The organism is Xanthomonas euvesicatoria pv. euvesicatoria (assembly GCF_020880415.1).
Lineage (GTDB): Bacteria > Pseudomonadota > Gammaproteobacteria > Xanthomonadales > Xanthomonadaceae > Xanthomonas > Xanthomonas euvesicatoria.
On sequence record NZ_JAJIUJ010000032.1, the window covers coordinates 17,440 to 36,950 of the forward strand.

At 65.7% G+C, this 19,511-nt stretch carries 14 protein-coding genes; 6 read left to right on the forward strand and 8 right to left on the reverse strand.

Going from position 1 to position 19,511, the window contains the following annotated elements:
* The first annotated feature begins 2 nt into the window (after positions 1–2).
* On the forward strand, positions 3–305 hold the full coding sequence (locus LN450_RS04825) for a type II toxin-antitoxin system RelE/ParE family toxin (RefSeq protein WP_008577789.1): 303 nt from the start codon (positions 3–5) through the stop codon (positions 303–305).
* Complete coding sequence (locus LN450_RS04830; RefSeq protein WP_029820060.1) at positions 305–1,960, forward strand: NAD+ synthase; 1,656 nt, start codon at positions 305–307, stop codon at positions 1,958–1,960. Before LN450_RS04825 ends, LN450_RS04830 begins: the two co-directional genes overlap by 1 nt.
* An 18-nt stretch (positions 1,961–1,978) precedes the next feature.
* On the opposite strand, the gene LN450_RS04835 is transcribed toward LN450_RS04830, so the two are convergent.
* A complete protein-coding gene (locus LN450_RS04835; protein WP_011348331.1) occupies positions 1,979–2,956 on the reverse strand; it encodes a hypothetical protein in 978 nt (325 codons plus the stop codon).
* Positions 2,957–3,236: 280 nt separating this feature from the next.
* Positions 3,237–4,118 carry an outer membrane protein assembly factor BamD gene (locus LN450_RS04840; RefSeq protein ID WP_005915798.1) on the reverse strand — a complete coding sequence of 294 codons (882 nt, stop codon included), beginning with the start codon at positions 4,116–4,118 and terminating at the stop codon, positions 3,237–3,239.
* 121 nt (positions 4,119–4,239) lie between these two features.
* Between LN450_RS04840 and rluD the strand changes: the two genes are divergently transcribed.
* The 4 genes from rluD to LN450_RS04860 are packed head-to-tail and all read left to right on the forward strand — an operon-like array spanning position 4,240 to position 6,997.
* On the forward strand, positions 4,240–5,235 hold the full coding sequence (gene rluD / locus LN450_RS04845) for a 23S rRNA pseudouridine(1911/1915/1917) synthase RluD (protein ID WP_008577792.1): 996 nt from the start codon (positions 4,240–4,242) through the stop codon (positions 5,233–5,235).
* Between the two features lies 1 nt (position 5,236).
* Positions 5,237–6,049: a peptidoglycan editing factor PgeF gene (pgeF, locus tag LN450_RS04850; protein ID WP_011348330.1), complete on the forward strand. Its 813-nt coding sequence runs from the start codon at positions 5,237–5,239 to the stop codon at positions 6,047–6,049.
* A gap of 2 nt (positions 6,050–6,051) precedes the next feature.
* Positions 6,052–6,576 carry a DUF4166 domain-containing protein gene (locus tag LN450_RS04855; RefSeq protein WP_031423858.1) on the forward strand — a complete coding sequence of 175 codons (525 nt, stop codon included), beginning with the start codon at positions 6,052–6,054 and terminating at the stop codon, positions 6,574–6,576.
* On the forward strand, positions 6,563–6,997 hold the full coding sequence (locus LN450_RS04860; RefSeq protein WP_031423856.1) for a thiol-disulfide oxidoreductase DCC family protein: 435 nt from the start codon (positions 6,563–6,565) through the stop codon (positions 6,995–6,997). Before LN450_RS04855 ends, LN450_RS04860 begins: the two co-directional genes overlap by 14 nt.
* A gap of 203 nt (positions 6,998–7,200) precedes the next feature.
* Here the strand turns inward: LN450_RS04860 and LN450_RS04865 are convergent, their stop codons facing one another.
* The 6 genes from LN450_RS04865 to LN450_RS04890 form a co-directional block, all read right to left on the reverse strand.
* Entirely contained in the window at positions 7,201–9,069 is a 1,869-nt protein-coding gene (locus LN450_RS04865; protein ID WP_039416948.1) for a methyl-accepting chemotaxis protein, read from the reverse strand.
* A gap of 715 nt (positions 9,070–9,784) precedes the next feature.
* The gene (locus LN450_RS04870; protein ID WP_170808567.1) at positions 9,785–12,223 is read right to left on the reverse strand and encodes a glucose/quinate/shikimate family membrane-bound PQQ-dependent dehydrogenase; all 2,439 of its coding nucleotides are present in this window, start codon (positions 12,221–12,223) and stop codon (positions 9,785–9,787) included.
* A gap of 629 nt (positions 12,224–12,852) precedes the next feature.
* The gene (otsA, locus tag LN450_RS04875) at positions 12,853–14,220 is read right to left on the reverse strand and encodes an alpha,alpha-trehalose-phosphate synthase (UDP-forming) (protein ID WP_008577799.1); all 1,368 of its coding nucleotides are present in this window, start codon (positions 14,218–14,220) and stop codon (positions 12,853–12,855) included.
* Positions 14,217–15,995, reverse strand: coding sequence for a glycoside hydrolase family 15 protein (locus LN450_RS04880; protein WP_008577800.1), 1,779 nt, complete (start codon positions 15,993–15,995; stop codon positions 14,217–14,219). Before LN450_RS04880 ends, otsA begins: the two co-directional genes overlap by 4 nt.
* 48 nt (positions 15,996–16,043) lie before the next feature.
* On the reverse strand, positions 16,044–16,802 hold the full coding sequence (gene otsB, locus LN450_RS04885; protein WP_011348325.1) for a trehalose-phosphatase: 759 nt from the start codon (positions 16,800–16,802) through the stop codon (positions 16,044–16,046).
* Between the two features lie 113 nt (positions 16,803–16,915).
* A complete protein-coding gene (locus tag LN450_RS04890; protein ID WP_011348324.1) occupies positions 16,916–19,351 on the reverse strand; it encodes a TonB-dependent receptor plug domain-containing protein in 2,436 nt (811 codons plus the stop codon).
* Positions 19,352–19,511 lie beyond the last annotated feature (160 nt).

Genomic DNA, 19,511 nt, shown 5'->3' on the forward strand with positions numbered 1-19,511 from the left:
AGGTGACCAGGATCGTGCTTGCCGCGCGCGTTGCCGACGATGCACGCCGTCTGGTCGCCTATCTGCTGGAACACGATGCAGCCAATGTGCAGCGAAAACTCGCAGGTGTCTTCCAGGCCATCGATGCATTGGCGGACAATCCACTGATAGGGCGCGCGGTGCAGGGCGGATTCCGCGAACTGGTCATCGGTCGCGATGCCAGCGGCTATCTTGCGCTCTATCGTTACGCACCGTTGGACGACACCGTGTACGTGCTGGCGATCCGTTCGCAGCGCGAAGCGGGTTACCTTGAAAGCCTGTTTTGATGGAGTCAGCAGTGACAGCACACACCCTCCGCATCGCCATGGCCCAGTTCGACTTCCCGGTCGGCGGCGTGACGCAGAATACCGATCGCATCATCGAGTACATCGCAGCGGCGCGCGACGAGTTCGAGGCCGACATCGTGCTGTTCCCCGAATTGGCGATCAGCGGGTATCCGCCGGAAGACCTGCTGTTACGACCGGGATTCCTCGCTCATTGCGAACAGGCGCTGGCGCGGATTGCGGCGGCCACGCGCGGCATCGTGGCAGTGGTCGGCTGGCCGCAAAGCGCCGGCAGCGTGGTCTACAACGCCGCCAGCGTGTTGCGCGACGGGCGGATCGAAGCCACCTACCGCAAGCGCGAATTGCCCAACTATGCGGTGTTCGACGAGCGTCGTTATTTCGACGTGGATCCGGATGGCGAGAGCTGCGTGGTCACGGTCAAGGGCGTGCAGGTGGGCGTGGTGATCTGCGAAGACCTCTGGTTCGCCGAGCCCTTGGCCAACACGGTACGGGCGGGCGCGGAGTTGGTGCTGGTGCCCAATGCCTCGCCGTACGAGCGTGGCAAGCATGCCCAACGCGATGCATTGCTGGCCGAACGCACCCGCGAGAGCGGGGCAGCGATTGCCTATCTCAACGTCGTGGGCGGGCAGGATGCACTGGTGTTCGATGGCGCCTCGGTGGTGGCCGATGGCGACGGCACCGTGCATCCCGCCGCTGCAGCCTTCGTGGACCAGTGGCTGGTGGTGGACTATGCGGCCGGCGAGCGCAGCTTCACTCCGGTGGTGTGGGTGGATGACGGCGACGAAAGCATGGATGCGCTGGCCTGGCGTGCGGTGGTGCGCGGGCTGCAGGACTATTGCCGCAAGAACGGCTTCAGCAAGGTCTGGCTTGGCTTGTCCGGCGGCATCGACTCGGCACTGGTGTTGGCGATGGCGGTGGATGCGCTGGGCGGCGACAACGTGACCGCCGTGCGCCTGCCGTCGCGCTACACCGCCACCCTGTCCAACGACCTGGCCGACGAGCAATGCCGCGCGCTGGGGGTGAAGCTGGAGACCATCGCGATCGAACCGGCTTTCGAAGGCCTGCTCGGCGCGCTGGGGCCGATGTTCGAAGGCACCCAGCCGGACATCACCGAAGAAAACCTGCAGTCGCGCAGCCGTGGCGTGATCCTGATGGCGCTGTCGAACAAGTTCGGCGGGCTGGTGCTGACCACCGGTAACAAGAGCGAATACGCAGTGGGTTACGCCACCATCTATGGCGACATGTGCGGTGGCTATGCGCCGCTCAAGGACCTTTACAAGACGGAGGTGTTCGGCCTGGCGAAATGGCGCAACACCGTCGGCGGCGCGCCGGTGATTCCGCCGGCGGTGATCTCGCGCCCGCCGTCGGCCGAGTTGCGCGCCAACCAGACCGACCAGGATTCGCTGCCGCCGTACGATGTGCTCGACGGCATCCTGTATCGCTACGTCGACCAGGAGCAGTCGCGCGACGACATCGTTGCGGCTGGCTACGCGGCCGATACCGTCGAGCATGTGCTGCGCCTGGTGCGGCTCAACGAGTGGAAGCGCCATCAGTCCGCGCCCGGGCCCAAGGTATCGCGGCGTGCATTCGGTCGCGAACGGCGCTATCCGATCACCAACGGGTATCGCGGGCAGTAATCCGGACGGCTAGTCTGGTCACTCGGCTGACGCAGTGGCTGCCGCTGCGCTGGCTGGCGGCTGGGCGAACCGCGTGAGCAGATCCAGGGGCGGTTTTGGTCGGGCCAGGTCGTACATCAGGCCAAAGTGGCCTTCAGGCCCCTGGATGGTGGCCTGGTCCAGTAATTCGTAGACATTCACCTCGGCCACCACGTCGGCGTAGTTGTCACGCACGTTGCGCAACAGCTGCGCCAGGCTGTCGTAACAGCCCCGATCACCTGCGGTGCCGCCAGTGGTGCTGCCTGTATAGATCTCCGCACAGTTCAGCTCGTTGAAGAACACCGGGGTGTTGTAGGTACGCGCGGCAGTGCGCAGCTGGCCCAGATACAGGTCCGTCCAATAGCCGGCATCCTGGTAGAACGCGTAGTAGTGGAAGCTGATGTGGTCGAAGTTGAAGCCGGCCGCCTTGGCTTTTGCCAAAAACCACAGCGAGCCGTTGCGATCGCCCGGGCAACGCGCGTTGGCGCTGCGATCGTCGCTATTGCAGGCGGTGATGTTGATGGTGAAGCGCAAACCTGCGCCCAGTTCGTCGGAAGCCTGGCGCATGCCCAGATACATCGTGGTCATTGCGGCGATGCGGGTATCGGCTTCGGCGCGGACCAGATCCTGTTCGTTGCCGATTTCCCAGACCTTGATGTCTGCGGCATAGCGGCGTGCCAGCTGGTAGCCGATCTCGCGCGACATCGGGTAGACCATCGGGCGCAGGGTGATGCCGTACTTGCGCGCCAAGGGGACGAGCGCATCCAGCGTGGCGTAATCGCGCGGATCGATATCGAACCGGTAGCTGCGCAGGTTGCGCGCTGCCAGCAGTTTGAAGCGTGCCTCGGCCTGGGTCATGGCGTAGCCGGGACGGCTGTCGTGCGCGTTGACGCCGTAGACGATGGGGGCCGCGGTGGCGCTGGCGGTCAGGGCCGCCAGCGAGAGCATGAGCAGCAACGCGATGGTGGCACGAGACATGCGGCTTCCTTGGCTGGCGCTCGAAGGAGTCGGAGCTGGTTCGGGATGAGTATAGACAGCAGACCCAAGGGCATTGGGTGACCTGGTGCCGGTTCCAGAATGCGCGCACCGGCTCCGGCCATGCGTCTGCGCGTGGGAACCAATTGCTCGCGTGGGCGCATCAGCGGCGGCAATCGCCGCCGTATCGTCGTCGGTCCGGCACTTTCGTGCTGCCGTCATCGTCGCGGCAACAAAAAAGAGGCCTTTCGGCCTCTTTTCGTCGTGCGCTGCGCCTGATATCTCAGTCGCGATTCATCTGCGAATTGCTCTGCCCGGTCGCGGCGGATTTTTCGCCGGCAAACGGGTTGAGCTTGCGGATGGCCCACGGGTATTTCGGCCAGTTGCCGGTCAGCCACGGATGCTGCGGGTCGTTGAGCTCCAGCACGCGGCGTGCGTCGGCTGCCAAGGTCTTGTTGCCCAGGTGCGTGTAGGCCTCGGCCAGTACCGCGACCGCGTCGTACTGGAAGGCGCTCTGCGGATAGGTTTCGAGCAGGTAGTTGGCACGACCGGCGGCCGACACCCAGGCATCGCGGCGCAGGTAGTACAGCGCGTTGTCCAATTCGTGCTGGGCGAAGATGTCGCGCAGCTCGATCATGCGCTTGCGTGCGTCGGCGGCGTAACGGCTGTTCGGGTAGCGATCGGTGACGGTATTGAAATCGTTGTAAGCCTGCTGCGGCGAAGACAGGTCGCGGCGGCTCGGGTCCAGCGACCACACGCGGCGCAGGAACACCGTGTCGCGGTTGCTGTTGGCCAGGCCGCGCAGGTAGTACAGATACGAGATGTTGCGGTGGGTCGGGTAGGTCCGGATGAAGCGGTCGACGCTGGAGACCGCGTCGTCGTGCTTGCCGGCCTTGTACTGGGCGTAGGCGGTTTCGATCATCGCCTGCTCGGTGTACGGGCCATACGGGTACTGGGCGATCAGGCGCTTGTAGCTGGCTTCTGCGCCGGCCCAGTTGCCTTTCTCCATCAGGTTATGGCCCTTGCCGTAGAGCTGCTCGACCGGCATGCCCTCGTCGGGATTCTTGTCCTTGGCGCCGCGGTGGCAGCCGGTGACGACGAACGCCATGACCAGCATGAGGGCAATCAGGCGCGCAGGCGCGGAAAACGTGGACCGTCGGATCATGGGTCTGGGCAGGACGCATCAGGAAAACGAGAGCGCGATGATAGCCTAGTGGCCTGTCCGGCGACTGACTCCCGCCGCCCGGACCCCTAAATTCCCGCTTTTTGCCCGAGTGCCCGTGTCCATGTCCGACCCATCTGCCGAACCCCTCGACCCGTCCATCCGCCAGGCGATCGTGCCCGACAATGCCGCCGGACGCCGTTTCGACGCAGTGCTGGCCGAGCTGTTCCCGGAGTTTTCGCGCTCGCGGCTGTCGGAATGGATCAAGTCCGGCGACGCGCTGCTGGACGGTGAAATGGCGCGCCCGCGCGATACCTTGCGCGGCGGCGAGAGCGTGCAGCTGCAGGTGGTGCTGGAAACCCAGACCCACGCCGCGCCGCAGGACATTCCGCTGAGCGTGCTGTACGAAGACGAGCAGGTGCTGGTGATCGACAAGCCGGCCGGCCTGGTGGTGCATCCGGGCGCCGGCAATCCGGACCAGACCCTGGTCAATGCGCTGCTGTTCCGCGACCCGGCGCTGGCCTCGGTGCCGCGCGCCGGGGTGGTGCATCGCCTGGACAAGGACACCAGCGGCGTGATGGTGGTGGCGCGCACCGTGCAGGCGCAGACCGCGCTGGTGGAGCAGCTGTCCGCGCGCGAGGTGCATCGCCAGTATCTGGCCGTGGTGGTGGGCGCGCTGGTCTCCGGCGGCACCGTCAACGCCCCGATCGATCGCCACCCGCGCGACCGCCTGAAGATGGCGGTGCGCGACGACGGCCGCGATGCGGTCACCCATTACCGCCTGCGCGAGCGTTTCCGTGCGCACACCGCGCTGGAGTGCCGGCTCGAAACCGGGCGTACCCACCAGATTCGCGTGCACATGGCGCACCTGAAGTCGCCGATCGTCGGCGACCCGCTGTACGGCGGCGCGCTCAAGCTGCCCAAGGGCGCTACCGACGAGCTGGTGCACGAACTGCGCAGCTTCAAGCGCCAGGCGCTGCACGCCGAAACCCTGGAATTCCTGCATCCGGTCAGCGGCGAGCCGGTCCGCGCCAGTGCGCCGGTGCCGGCCGATCTGCAGCGCCTGATGACCGTGCTGCGCGAAGACAGCGCACGCGCCGCCGAGCTGGCACGCCGCTGAGATGCCCATGGCTGCGCCCTTCACCCTGCCAGCCGACTGGCCGGCGCCACCGCGCATCCGTGCGCTCACCACGCTGCGTCACGGTCTGGGCGGCTCGCTGCCGCCGTTCGACACGCTCAACCTTGGCAACCGCAACAGCGCCGAAGGCGATGTGCCCGAGCAGGTGGAGCGCAACCGGACACTGCTGGCCGCGGCGCTGCAACTGCCGAGCACGCCGCATTGGTTGCGGCAGGTACACGGCGTGGATGTGGTACGGGTGGATGCACCGCCCGCTGCACCCGATTCCACCGACCACGCGGCGGATCAGCCGCCAGGTGCGCAGGAACCGGTTGCCGATGCTGCGGTGACCTCGGCGCCTGGCGTGGTACTGGCAATCCTCACGGCCGATTGCCTGCCGGTCGTGTTCGCTGCCGTCGATGGCAGCGAGGTCGCTGCTGCGCATGCCGGTTGGCGCGGGCTGGCCGACGGCGTGCTGGAGCGCAGCGTGGCAGCGATGCGGACGCCACCGCAGCAACTGGTGGCCTGGCTGGGTCCTGCCGCGGGGCCCCAGGTGTATGAGATCGGCGAGGACGTGTTCGGCGCCTTCGTTGCGCACGATGCACAGGCGCAACAGGCGTTTGTCGCCACGCGCCCGGGGCACTGGCGGGTGGATCTGTATGCGCTGGCACGTCAGCGGCTGCAGCGGGCCGGTGTGCCGGCCGCTGCGGTGTATGGCGGCGGGTTGTGCACCATTTCCGATCCGCAGCGCTTTTTCTCGCATCGCCGCGATCGCCGCAGCGGACGCATGGCCACGCTGGCATGGATCGCGCCCTGAGCGTGCCGCTGTTCGCACAGGTGCTGGGGCAGGACGCGTTCGCGCAACTGCCTGCGCCGGTGCGCGCGCTGCATTCGGTGCAGCAGCGGCAGACCTTCGCCGGCCGGGCCAGGATTCAACGCGGCACGCATGCGCTGGTTCCGTTGCTGGCGCTGCTGAGCCGCTTGCCGCGCAGTGGCGAGGTGGCGGTGGAAGTGGATTTTCTGGCCGACGCGCGCGGCGAGCGCTGGCATCGGCGCTTTGATGGCATGCCGATGCATTCGCGGCTATGGCGTCATGGCGCCAGCTTGCGCGAACACCTGGGCGCGGTGCGCTTTGAATTTTCGCTGCAGGCCGATGCGCAATCGTTGTATTGGCAGGCCACCGGCGTGTGGGCGTTCGGGATGATTCGGTTACCTGCCCGCTGGTTCCGGCAGGTGCGCTGCCGCGAGCATGCCGACGGCGGCCGTTATGCGTTTCTGGTGGACGTGCAGTTGCCGCTGGTAGGACCGTTCATTCGTTATGAGGGCTGGCTTGAACCGCGCTGATCAATCGCCTGTTGCGCCACCCGCGGCGCGGGCCACCATCGTCTTCGATGGCGTGTGCCTGCTCTGCAATGGCTGGGTCAAATTCCTGCTGCGCCACGATCGGCGTGGGCGCTATCGCTTTGCTGCCATGCAGGGGCAAGCCGGGCGCGCACTGTTGCAGCAGCACGGTCTGGATCCGGACGACCCTTTGTCGTTTCTACTGGTGGACGCCACCGGTGCCTGGACCGATAGCGACGCGATCGTGCGCGTGCTTGCGGGATTGGGCGGGCTCTGGCGGCTGAGTGGGGTGCTGCGCCTGATCCCGCGTCGCGTGCGCGATCTCGGCTACCGGCTGATCGCACGCAATCGTTATCGCTGGTTCGGCCGCAGCGATCACTGCATGTTGCCCACGCCCGAGCAGCACGCGCGGTTTCTGGACTGAGGCAGTTCACCCCGGCATCGGGGCGCTGGCCTGAGGCGCGCTGCATCGCATTGCGATGCAATTCACTGCGAACCTACGCCGGGACGAGGCGATGCGGCGCATCGCTCGGCTGGCCTCAGCAGCGCAGCTGTTGATGGATGGCATTTCCGCAGAAACCCGATCGCGCCCGGGTGCGCTCCTACGAATCGCTGCGCATGCCGGGCTTATGCCGCGTTGTGGAAGCTGGCGCGCGCGACGTGGGAAGCGCCGGGACGGGTGTCGGATTGCAGGCGGAAGATCGAGACCGCATCGGCCAGTTCCACGGCCTGTTCTTCCAGGCTGCGCGCAGCGGCGGTGGCTTCTTCCACCAGCGCAGCGTTGCGTTGGGTCACCTCGTCCAACTGCGCGACCGTGCGGTTGACCTGCTCGATGCCGCTGGACTGCTCGGCGCTGGCCGAGGTGATCTCGCTCATGATGTCGGTGACGTGTTTGACCGAGCCGACGATCTCGCGCATGGTCGCGCCGGCGCGGTGCACCAGGCCCGAACCCAGTTCCACCTTGTCGGTGGAGTCGGCGATAAGCGTCTTGATTTCCTTGGCCGCATCGGCCGAGCGCCGTGCCAATGCACGCACTTCCGAGGCAACCACCGCAAAACCGCGGCCCTGTTCGCCGGCACGCGCGGCTTCCACTGCGGCGTTGAGCGCCAGGATGTTGGTCTGGAACGCGATGCCGTCGATCACACCGATGATCTCGCCGATCTTGCGCGAGGCGGTGCTGATCTGGCCCATGGTGGCGACCACCTCGTCCATCACCTGGCCGCCGCTCTGCGCCACGTCGCCGGTGCCGACGACCAGGCGATTGGCCTGCAGCGCGCTCTCGGCGTTTTGCTTCACGGTGGAGGTGAGTTCTTCCATCGAGCTGGCGGTTTCTTCCAGGTTGGCCGCCTGTTGCTCGGTGCGCTCGGAAAGATCCATGTTGCCGGCGGCAATTTCCACTGCGGCCTGGCGGATGGTGTCCGATGCGGCCTGGATGCCGCCGATGATCTCGGTGAGGCGGGTGACGGTCTGGTTGGTGTCATCGCGCAAGCGCGCGAAGATACCGTGCGCATCGCCGTCCACACGCTGGGTCAGGTCGCCTTCGGCCAGCGCGCCGATCACGCGCGCCAATGCGGCCAGATGGGTTTCCACCGAGTCGTAGATGCGGTTGATGCCTTGCGCCAGGGTCAGCAGCCCACCGTCCATGCCATCGATCTGCATGCGACGGCTGAAATCGCCGGCCGAGGCGGCGTCGATGATCTGGATCAGTGCCTGCTCGGCGTTGACCTGCGCGGTGACGTCCATCCACTGCGCGATGGTGCCGAGCTTGGTGCCGTCGGCGGCGATGATCGGGCTGTACACGAAGTCGATCTGGCGGCCGAAGAATGGCGCACGCACGGCCTTGGAGGCATTCAACGCGCGCATGCGGTCGATCGCGGCCTGGCTGTCGGGATAGATGTCGCCGATGCTGCCGCCGACGAAGCCTTCGGCATGGAAGCTGGGACGGAAGCTCTGCACATCCGGCTCGATCAGCTTGAGCATGGCGAGCAGTTTGCGGTTGGCAAACAGCACCTGGCCATCGTCGTCGGCGATGCGGATCATGGTGTCCAGATCGTCCAGCGCCTTGATCACGAACTGGCCATGGCGCAGGCCTTGCTCCATCACATCGATGCGGATGGCAAGCTTGTCCTGGGCATCCTGCAGCGCGTACAGCAACGGTGCGAGGTCGCCGGAGGCGTTGCGCAGGTCCAGACGCTGGGTGCGTCCTTCGCCGATCGCCACCACCGCACGCATTGCCTGTTGCAACTGCGTGTCGTGACGCCGGCGCGACCACCACCAGAGCCCGGCGCTCGCCGCGCCCAACACCAGCAGGGCGGGCAGCACGCGTCCGAGCTCGCTCAGGAAGCTGCCGGGTACCAGCGTGGCGGCATAGCAGGCCAGCAACGCCAGCAGCGCGACATGTGCAGCGGCGGGCAGCCATGCAGTCCAGGTGGCGCGCGCAACGTGCCGACCGGCGGGCGGTTGGGCAACGGGGGCGGCATCGTGTGCAAGCGACATAGGCTGAGTCCAGCTGGATGATCTGAGAAGGGGGAGCGGCATCGGCAGTCCATGGCCCGCAATGGGGGTATCGGCGGCTGAGTCCGAATCATGATGATGTGAAGGTGCCGTTCGTCGGAATGTGACAACCAAGTCCCGAAATGGCGTGATGTCCTTGATATGAAAGCGATTTCAGTTCGGCAGGGTATGCGTGCCCGTGGCAATCGATGCGCTAACACGTTGACTCAAATGTAAATTCTGCGTGAAAAATGTCCGCGCGGAGCGAATGCCCGGCATGTCAGCGAACTGCTATTGGGAGCGGGCAAATCCCATCGAAGTTGGGGCTGATTCGGTTGCCAACGGCCTGCGCGCTGGATTCGCACTTGCGCAGCATCTGACTGCCGCATGGGAGCGCCATCCTGGGAGGTTGGCCTGGGTTCGGACGTCTGAAACTCAGGTCCGACAGCAAGCACGTTGGCCGCGCGTCATACGCTGGGCCGACATCGCCGGCTTTGCCTCCACGTGCCTTCGCCGTAGCGGCAAGCGCGCACAAAAAAACCGGCCGTCTCGCGACGACCGGTTGATTGGTGCATCCGTCGGCCCTGGACCGACGGCAGGCGGCCTATGCGCCGGAGCGCAGCCAGGCGGTGATGCGCAGCGGCCAAGGCAGTGCAGACTGCATGCGCTCATGCGCATCGGCGTACCGCCTGGCCGCGTGGTGCTTGGAGCGCTGCCGTTACTTGGCAGGCGCGGCCTGCGCATCGTCCGGCAGGGCCCAGGCAATGACGCTGTCGCCCGACTTGGTTTCCATGCGGTCGTGTCCACCGACGGCGGCCACGATGTATTGCTTGCCGTTGATGGTGTAGCTCATCGGCGCTGCCTGCGGGCCGGCGGGGACGCGGGTCTCCCAGACCTGCTTGCCGGTGCGGGTGTCGAAGCCGCGCATGAAGTCGTCCAGGGTCGCGCCGATGAAGGTCACCCCGCCAGCGGTGGCCAGCGAGCCGCTGTTGTTGGGGGTGCCGATCTCGAACTTGGTCTTGGACGGGATGCCCATCGGCCCCTGGTCGTAACCGGTGCCCAGCGGACGGCGCCAGATCACCTGCTGCGTGCGCAGGTCCACGCCGGCGATGTAGCCCCACGGCGGGGCCACGCACGGGGTGTTGAGCGGCGACATCCACGGCTCCTTGCGGGCGCCGTAGGCCAGGCCCTTCTGCGCCATGTAGCCGGGCGTCTTGCTCTTGCCGTCGAACACCGACACCACGCCCAGCTCATTCATTTTTTCGCGGGTATACACCTGCAGGGTGTACGGCAGGCGATTGCTGTTCATCACCATGATGCCGCGCTGCAGGTCCACCGAAACACCGCCCCAGTTGATGCCGCCATGGTTGCCGGTGAAGGCCAGCGACCCCTGCAGGGTGGGCGGGGTGAACATGCCTTCATAGCGCAGTTGCTTGAACTGGATACGGCAGACCAACTGGTCGAACGGGGTCATGCCCCAGGCATCGGATTCGATGATTTTTTCGAACTCGCGGCTCGGCGCGCCCACGGTGTTGGGCATGCCCGGCGAGATCGGTTGCGTGGCAGCGGTCCAGTCGCCGTGGTCGGTTCCCTGCGGTACCGGGATCTGCTTGACCGGCATGATCGGCTCGCCGGTGGCGCGGTCCAGCACGAACACCTGGCCGGACTTGGTGGCCTGGATCACCGCAGCACGCGTACCGCCGCCAGCGACCGGCCAATCGACCAGGTTCGGCTGCGGGCCGATGTCGTAATCCCACAGGTCGTGGTTGACGGTACGGAAATGCCAGCGTTCCTTGCCAGTAGCGGCATCCACCGCAACCAGCGAGGCGGTGTATTCCTCGTCCTGCGGAGTGCGGCCCTTGCCGAAGAAATCGCCGGACGCATTGCCGGTGGGCAGATAGACCAGGCCCAGCTCGTCGTCGGCGGCCATCAGCGACCACACGTTCGGGGTTGAGCGCGTGTAGGTCTGGCCGGCCGGCGGCTCGGCGGTGATCGCCGGGTTACCCAGGTCCCAGGCCCAGCGCAGCTGGCCGGTGAGCGCATCGAAGCCGCGCACCACGCCGGACGGCGCATCGCCTTCCTGGCCATCGCGGACCTGGCCGGTCGGCTGGATCACCACGCCGCGCATCACCACCGGCGGCGAGGTCGGGCCGACGAAACCCGGCTTGGTGTTGCCGGTGCCCGCATTCAGATCGACATAGCCGTTGCTGCCGAAGCTGGTGCACAGCTTGCCGGTCTGCGCGTCCAGCGCGCCAAGGCGGCCATCGACCATCGGCCAGAAGATCCGGGTCGGGCACTCGGCGGTGCCTTCGGGCGCCTGGTAATACGACACGCCACGGCAGGTGGTGGCAGCCACGCCCGCCATCGCCTTCGGGTTGGTCTGCGGATCGAAGCGCCAGCGCTCCTTGCCGTTGGCTGCTTCCACCGCGATCACCTTCTGGGTGGGGGTGCAGATGTAGAGCAGGTCGCCGACCTTGAGCGGGGTGTTCTGGAAGGCGTAGCCCAGCTTGGAGTCCTTGGGCTTCAGGTCGCCGGTGTGGAACTCCCACGCAACCTTGAGATTCTTCACGTTGTCCGGAGTGATCTGCGCGCCGGGGGTGTAGTGGTTGGACAGATTGGAGCCCGCATAGGAGGTCCAGTTGCTGGCGTCGTGATTGGCCGCGACGTTGCCGTCGGGGCTGGGCACGGTGCCGCGGCTGAAGGCCGTGGCGCTGTCGGCCGGCAATTTGGAGGCATCGGCCAGCTCGACATTGCGCGGCATCAGCAGCGGCCACAGGATCAGCGCCGCACCCAGGATTGGCAGCACGCCAGTCACCAGCGCATAGCCCAGGCCGGACACCGGCTGCATGCGACGACGCGCCACACCCCAGAACGGCAGCAAAACCAGCCCCAGGACCGACATCATGGCCAGACGCGGCACCAAGCCCCAGCCATCCAGGCCCACTTCCCACAGCGCCCAGGCGATGGTGCCGGCCAGCGTGGCGCCAAACAGCCACAGCCCGGCGCGCTTGCCCAGCGCGAGCAGGACGCCCGCCAGGAACAGGGCAATACCCGCGATCAGGTAATACCAGGAGCCGCCGACGGCCACCAGGCGGCCGCCTTGATAGGCAAGCACCGCGCCGAGCACGGCGATCACCACGGCATAGGCCACCAGCAACCAGGTGCCTAGCCCACGTTTTGAGGATTGATCAGTCATTTTGAGATGTCAGGAAGGACTCGGGCACCAGCGAGCGGTGGCGAGTCGTGGAGGGAGAGCGATCGCAGGCGCCATCACGCGGCCCGGATCCAGAGACGAACGTTGAACGCTATGAACGCGCAGCCCCTCCCAGGGTCCTCAGCGCTAATCATGTGAATATTTTAGACCTCCACACGCCCTTTGTCCGTGACGGAATAGGAACCAGCGTTCCAACCTGCACGTTTGGCATAGCGGAAACATGCGGATGTCGAACGCTTTGCCAAGTGCGGTCCGTTGCTTGCAGAGCCGGGGTCGACATGCGCTGCTGCTCAGCGCGACCACGATGGAAGGGCAGGGCGTAGCGGCGCACGTGGCGTTGCCTGTGACTGCCGTGTCGAGTGCAGCGACAGGCTATCGAGGTCCGAGGTATTCATCCCCTTGCGAGCCGGGGCAGCGCGGTCGGGCATCGCCGCGGCTCGATGTGGCTGCATCACGCAGGAAATCCTCTGGAAACTACGGACTTCAGGCAGATTGCGCCGCACCTTCATCGGCCTTTCGGCCACTTTCTTCCTCATGAAGCAGGACAATGTCGCGGCGGAAGAAGGTTTGTCCTACACCTCAGAGAGCGCTTGCAGATAGCGCTGGCGCCAGTGGTTGATGTTGTTCTTGCGCAGGTGGTCCATCATTGCATGCCAGCGTTCGATGCGGCTTGCCAACGGCATGCTTGCCGCTGTGGCGATCGCGTCGGCCACACCGTCCAGATCGTGCGGGTTGACCAGCAGCGCTTCCTTCATTTCATCGGCTGCACCTGCAAACAGCGACAACACCAGTACGCCCGGGTCTGCCGGGTCCTGCGCGGCCACGAATTCCTTGGCAACCAGGTTCATGCCATCGCGCAGTGGCGTGACCAGACACACCGAGGCCGCGCGATAGAAGCCTGTCAGCGTGGCATGGCTGAAGTTCTGGTTGACGTAGCGCAGCGGCGTCCAGTCCGGCTCTGCATGTCCGCCATTGATGTGGCCGGCGATCTGTTCGAGCTGGCTGCGCAATTGACGGTATTCGGTGACATCGCCGCGCGAGACCGGTGCAATTTGCAGATAGGTCAGGCTGCCGGATTGATCCGGATAGCGCTCCAGGTAACGCTCGAAGCCCTGAAAGCGCTCCGGCAACCCCTTGGAATAATCCAAGCGGTCCACGCCGATGGCCAACTGTCGGCCACGCAGGCTTTCGCGCAGATCACGCACCGCCTGCTTGCCGGCAGAGGCCTTGGCCTGGTGGGCAATCAGGTCGGTATCGATCCCGATCGGGAACGAAGAGGCGGTGAAGCGGCGTCCACCCGGGCCTTCCACCAGATCGCCTTCCAGAATGCGGCCACCGCCGAACAGGCGCACATAGGCCTTGAAACGTTCGGCATCGCGCTGGGTCTGGAAGCCGACCAGGTCGTATGCGTAGAAGGTACTGAACAGGCGCGCGTGATCGGGCATGGCCTGCACCAGATCGGCCGACGGCATCGGCACGTGCAGGAAGAAACCCATCTTGCAGCCCACGCCCAGCTCGCGCAGCATCGCGCCGAGCGGAATCATGTGGTAATCGTGGATCCACAGCGTGTCGCTGTCTTTCAGCAGCGGCGCGAGTTTTTCGGCAAACAGCCGGTTGACGCGCATATAGCCTTCGCGGGTGGCGCGATCGTAATCGACCAGGTCCAGGCGGAAGTGCAGCAAGGGCCACAGCGTGCGATTGGCGAAGCCGTTGTAGTACGAATCGATGTCGCGCTTGTTGAGGTCCATGGTGACGAAGGTGATGTCGCCTTCGGTCTGCTCGTGCATGCCGCCGCTGTCGCCGCGCACGGTCTTGCCGCTCCAGCCGAACCACATGCCGCCGCGTTCCTTGAGCGCCGCCAACAGGCCAACCGCCAGGCCACCGGCACGGGTTTCGCCGGGCACCGCAACGCGGTTGGATACCACCACCAAACGACTCATGACGCCTCCTGCCAGCTCCGCGACAAGCGCATCGCTGCGATGATCAAGCCAACATGCGAATAGGTCTGAGGGAAATTGCCCCAGGCTTCGCCGTCCTCGAACGATAGATCTTCCGACAGCAAGCCCAGGTGATTGCGGCGCGAAAGGATGCGCTCGAACAATTCACGCGCCTCGTCCTTGCGCCCGATCGCAGCCAGTGCATCGATGTACCAGAAGGTGCAGATGGTGAAGCTGGTTTCCGGCTCACCGAAGTCATCCGGTGCGATGTAGCGGTATAGCGCATCGCCGTGCTTGAGCACGCGACCGACCGCCTCGACCGTGCGCACGAAGCGGCTGTCGTCATTGGCGACGATGCCGATATCGGCCAGCAACAGCAGCGATGCATCGAGCCGGTGGCCGCCGAGCGTGTCGGTGAAATGGCCGCGCTCCTCGCTCCAGGCCTCGCTCAACACGCGTTCGCGGATGCTGTCGGCACGTTCGCGCCAGTAGCTGCTGCGCTCGGGCAGCACCAGCCGGTCGGCGATCTTGGACAGGCGATCGCAGGCGGCCCAGCACATTGCCGCGGTGTAGGTATGCACTTCGGCGCGGCCGCGAAATTCCCACAGGCCGGCATCGGGCACGTTATGCAATGCATAGGCGCGCTCGCCCAGCGGTTCAAGCCGGCGGAAGGTGTCGGCATCGCCTTGATCCTTCAGACGCAGGTCGAAGAACAGCTGTGTGGACGCCAGCACCACGCTGCCGTAGACATCGTGCTGTTGCTGGATCCACGCCAGGTTGCCGCGCCGCACCGGCCCCATGCCGCGGTAGCCGGCCATGGTGTCGACTTCGTGTTCTTCCAGCTGCGATTCGAAGCCGATGCCGTACAGCGGCTGCATGGTGCCGTCGGTGGTGGCGATATTGAAGATGTAGCCGATGAACTGCTCCATCGTGCGGGTCGCGCCGAGCCGGTTGAGCGCACGCACCACGAAGGCGGCGTCGCGCAGCCAGCAATAGCGGTAGTCCCAGTTGCGCGGCGTGTTGGGCGCTTCCGGAATCGAGGTGGTCATCGCCGCGATGATCGCGCCGCTGTCTTCGTACTGGCACAACTTCAGCGTGATTGCGCTGCGAATCACCGCTTCCTGCCAGTCCAGCGGAATAGACAGGTAGCGCACCCATTCGCGCCAGTATTCTTCGGTGCGTTCCTGCGCTTCCTGCACGTAACCGGTGAGCGAGCGGGTCAGCGATTCGTCCACGCCCAGCACCAGACTCACCGGATGGCTGAGCACGAACGGCAAGCCGTCGCGTACGAAGCGCACCGGCACATCGGTGGTCAGGCGCAGGGTGAATTCCGGCAACACCCAACGGATGTGATTGCTGCCCCAGGTGGTGTCCGGCGTGCGGCCGCCCCAGTCGGCCAGCGGGCGGGCGCGCACGATGATGCGCGGGTTGCCGCTCAGTGGCCGGATCTGGCGGATGATGCTGACAGGCCGATAGAAGCGTCCGTTGTTGCGCCAGCGCGGCGCGAAGTCGATCACTTCCAGTTCGCCACCGTGGCTATCGCGCAACACCGTCCGCAGCACGGCGGTATTGGGCAGGTAGTGCTGCTCGCTGCTGGCAAAATCTTCCAGTTCCACGGCAAAGTCGCCGCCTTCGGTCTTGGGCGAAAGCAGCGTGCAAAAGGCCGGGTCGCCGTCGAATGCCGGCAGGCAACTCCACACCACACGTGCCTGCCGATCGACCAATGCACCGAAACTGCAGTTGCCGATGACGCCCAGATCCAGGTTTGGCTCGGTCATGGAGTGCAAACGATCCTGTTGAAGTGAATGAGAGAAGGTGCGCTGTGCTCAGCGGCTGCGTGCGTTGCGTTGCAACCACGCATGTACGTGGGCGGTGCCACCGACGCGAAAGCGCGCGCTGGTCTGTGCGCGATCGCCGACCAGCACGCTCCAGCCGCCGAGCCGGTTGGCGGCGTCGAAGCCGAATTCGTCAGTGAGGTCGTCGCCGACGAACACCGGGGTGCGGCCGGCGAAGGTGCCGTGCTGCATCAGCTGCTCGACCGCCAGGCCCTTGTTGCTGCCTTCGGGCACGAATTCCACCACGTGGTCGCCTGGCTGGAGGCGATAACCGGAAAGCTGTGCGATTTCCTGCTGCGCGAAGGCGAGCACCTCGGGGCCGGCCTGCGGTCGGGCGCGCCAGTGCAGCGCCACGCTGGCACCCTTGTCTTCGACCAGCACGCCTGGATGCTGGTGCGTCAGCGCGGCCGCGCGTTGATGCAGGCCGTGCAGCCACTCGGACGTGTCCTGCGGCATGGCCGCGCGTGCAGCGACATCGCTGCGCAGTTCATGCCCGTGCAGGCCGGCGGCCGGCAGCAACAAGGGGGCGAACAAGGCGTCCAGCTGAGCGAGTGGCCGGCCGCTGACCAATGCGACGGCGCCGTTGAGACGCTCGCTCAGCAGGCCGATGGCCTCGCGCACTTCGGGCAATAGCTGCACCGCCTCGGGGCGGTCGGCAAAGTCGATGAGGGTGCCGTCCACGTCCAGAAACAATGCACAGGCATCGTCCAGCAATGGCGGCGACGGTAGGGGGGAATGCGCGTCTGCCATTGCGCTAGTGTGCGCAATGGGGTGTGAGATTCAGGTTATGGAACGGCGGAGATTCGTGAGTCGGGATTGGGGATTCGCACGAAGTACGATGTTTGCCAATCCCGAATCCCGAATCAGAAGCTGTACCGCACCCGCCCATACCAATACGCGCCGTTGCTGCCGATCGGCGAGAGCACGTCGTAGGGCAGGTTGCCGAAGTAGGCGATGTCGTCGATGGAACGGTCCGAGTAGTTGTCCAGGATGTTCTGCCCGCCGATGGCCAGCGTCCATTGCGTGCCCAGGTGATATTCGGCTTCCAGGTCCAGTTGCCACTCGGCGCCGTAGGTCTGGCGCGGCACGAAGCCGCCACCGAAATCGAACACGCGCGTGGCGCTGCCGTAGCGGTTGACGCGGGTCTGCAGGTTCCAGTGCTCGTTGCTCCAGTTCGCGGCAAGCGAGGCGCGGGTGCGCGGTGCGGCGTCGGTGAGCGTGTTGCTTTCTTCCACGCCGAACAGCACGTACTCCGGGTTCAATGCGAGCAACTGGGCCGGGGTGGCGATGATGTTTTCCAACTCGGTCTTGGCGTAGCTGTAGGTGCCGGTCAGCAGCAGGTCGCCGCCGAAGGCGTACTGACGCCAGTTGGCGACCAGCTCGGCGCCGCGGGTGCGGGTATCGGCGGCGTTGAGGAAATAGCTGGCGCTCTGCACCCCGGTGACGCCGTAGTTCTGCTGCACGAAGCTGGTCAGCGCATCGCCGGTGATGTCTTCGGACAGCGCAATGCGGTCGTCGATATCGATCTGGAAAAAGTCCAGCGACACGTCGAAGTGATCGCCCAGCTTGCTGGTGAAGCCCAGGCTGTAATTGACCGACTTTTCCGGCTTCAGATCGGTGGCGCCCAGTCCGCGCGCGATGGGGTTGTTGACCGACAGCAGGCGACCCTGGGTCAAGCGGCCGGCGGCGTCGTAACCGGTGGAGGTGGCTTCATAGCCGATCTGGCTGAGCGAAGGCGCACGCACGTTGTTGGAAATGGCGCCACGCAGCGCAAAGGCCGGTGCGAACGCGTAGCGTGCGGCCAACTTGCCGGTCCATTGGCTGCCGAAATCCTGGTAATGCTCGTAGCGGCCGGCCAGGTCGGTGGAGAACTTGTCGCCGAACTGGCTGGAGACGTTGGCGTAGGCGCTGGCCACGTTGCGCGACAGGTCGGCCTCGTCCTGCGGAGTGAGCCCGCCGCCGGCCTGCGAGCCGGTGGGACGATCGGTGAACGGGCCGGCCGCGTAGCTGGCGGGGTCGCCGGCGTGGGTGCGGTATTGCTCGCGGCGGAACTCGGCGCCGGTGCCGAAGGTATGGGTGGCGCCGGCGGCGTCGAACACGCGGGTCAGGTCGAGGTTGCCCACGGTCTGCACGAAGGCGAAATCGCCGGTCTTGAAGCGTGTGGGGCTGCCGGGCCCCAGCGATGCATTGAGCGAGTTGCGTAGCCGGTAGGTGAAGTCGTTGCGGCCGTAGTTGACGCTGGCGTCGTAATCCCAGTTGCCCCATTGCCCGCGCGCACCGGCCACGAGTTGCAGGTCGCGATTCTCGCCTTCGGAGATCGGGCGGTAGCCATTGGGGTAGATCTCGCGCCAGTTGGCGCTGCCGTCCGGGTAACGGAAGTAATTGGCGCCTTCGGTATCGCGCTGGTTGTAGGTGCCGAAGGCGTAGAACTCGCCGCTGGCGCTGAATGGCACCTTGGTGTTGAGCCAGGCATTCAGGCCCTTGGTGGCGCCATCGCCGAGCACGTAATTGCGCTGGCCCCGCAGCGCCAGATTGGCCGGGGTCTGTTCTTCGAACGAGGGAATCTGGTCGAAGCCGGCGCGGTTGGTGGCCTCGCGGTTCTTCAGCTCCAGGCCGACCTTGAAGAAGCCGCCGTCGTCGCCCAGCAGCGTGCCCACTTTTGCGCTGGCATAGCTGGTCTGGCCGTCGGTGACGCGGCGGTCGATCGGTTTCACGTCGGTGTTGTAGGCGCCGAAGCTGGCTTCCAGTTCGCCGCGCTCGGGGTTGTCGTCAAGGATCACGTTGATGACGCCGGCAATCGCATCCGAGCCGTATTGCGCGCCGGCCCCGTCGCGCAGCACTTCGATGCGCTTGATCGCGTTGATCGGGATGGAATTGAAATCCACCGGCGTGGTGCCCTTGCCGATCTTGCTGTCGGTGTTGACCAGCGCCGAGGTATGGCGGCGCTTGCCGTTGACCAGCACCAGCACCTGGTCGGGCGAGAGCCCGCGCAGCTGCGCGGCGCGGATATGGTCGGCGCCGCCGGAGTTGGACTGACGCGGGAGGTTGAAGGAAGGCAGCAGCGCCTGCAGGGCGCTGCCCAACTCGCCGTTGACCACGCCGGCCTTGCGGATGTCTTCGGCGGTGAGCACGTCCACCGGCACGGTGGATTCCAGCACGGTACGGTCGCTGGCACGGGTGCCGGTGACGATCACGGTGTCCAGGGTGGTGGCACCGGCATCGGCCTGCTGGGCTTGCGCGTTGGCGCTGAGCACGGCGGCGATGGCCAGGCCAATCACCGAAAGGGTGGGGCGGGTCATGCTGTTCTCTCTCCTGCAACTGCAACGCGCCGCGCGGTCGGCATCCGGCCGGGCTGGGGCGCAAGGGGGCGGATCGTCCACATTCATCCGGATGGAAAGATATTATCGCGTTGTTCAGGGCGGCGCGAGATGGCACAGTGCGTGCGCGCCGGCATGAGCT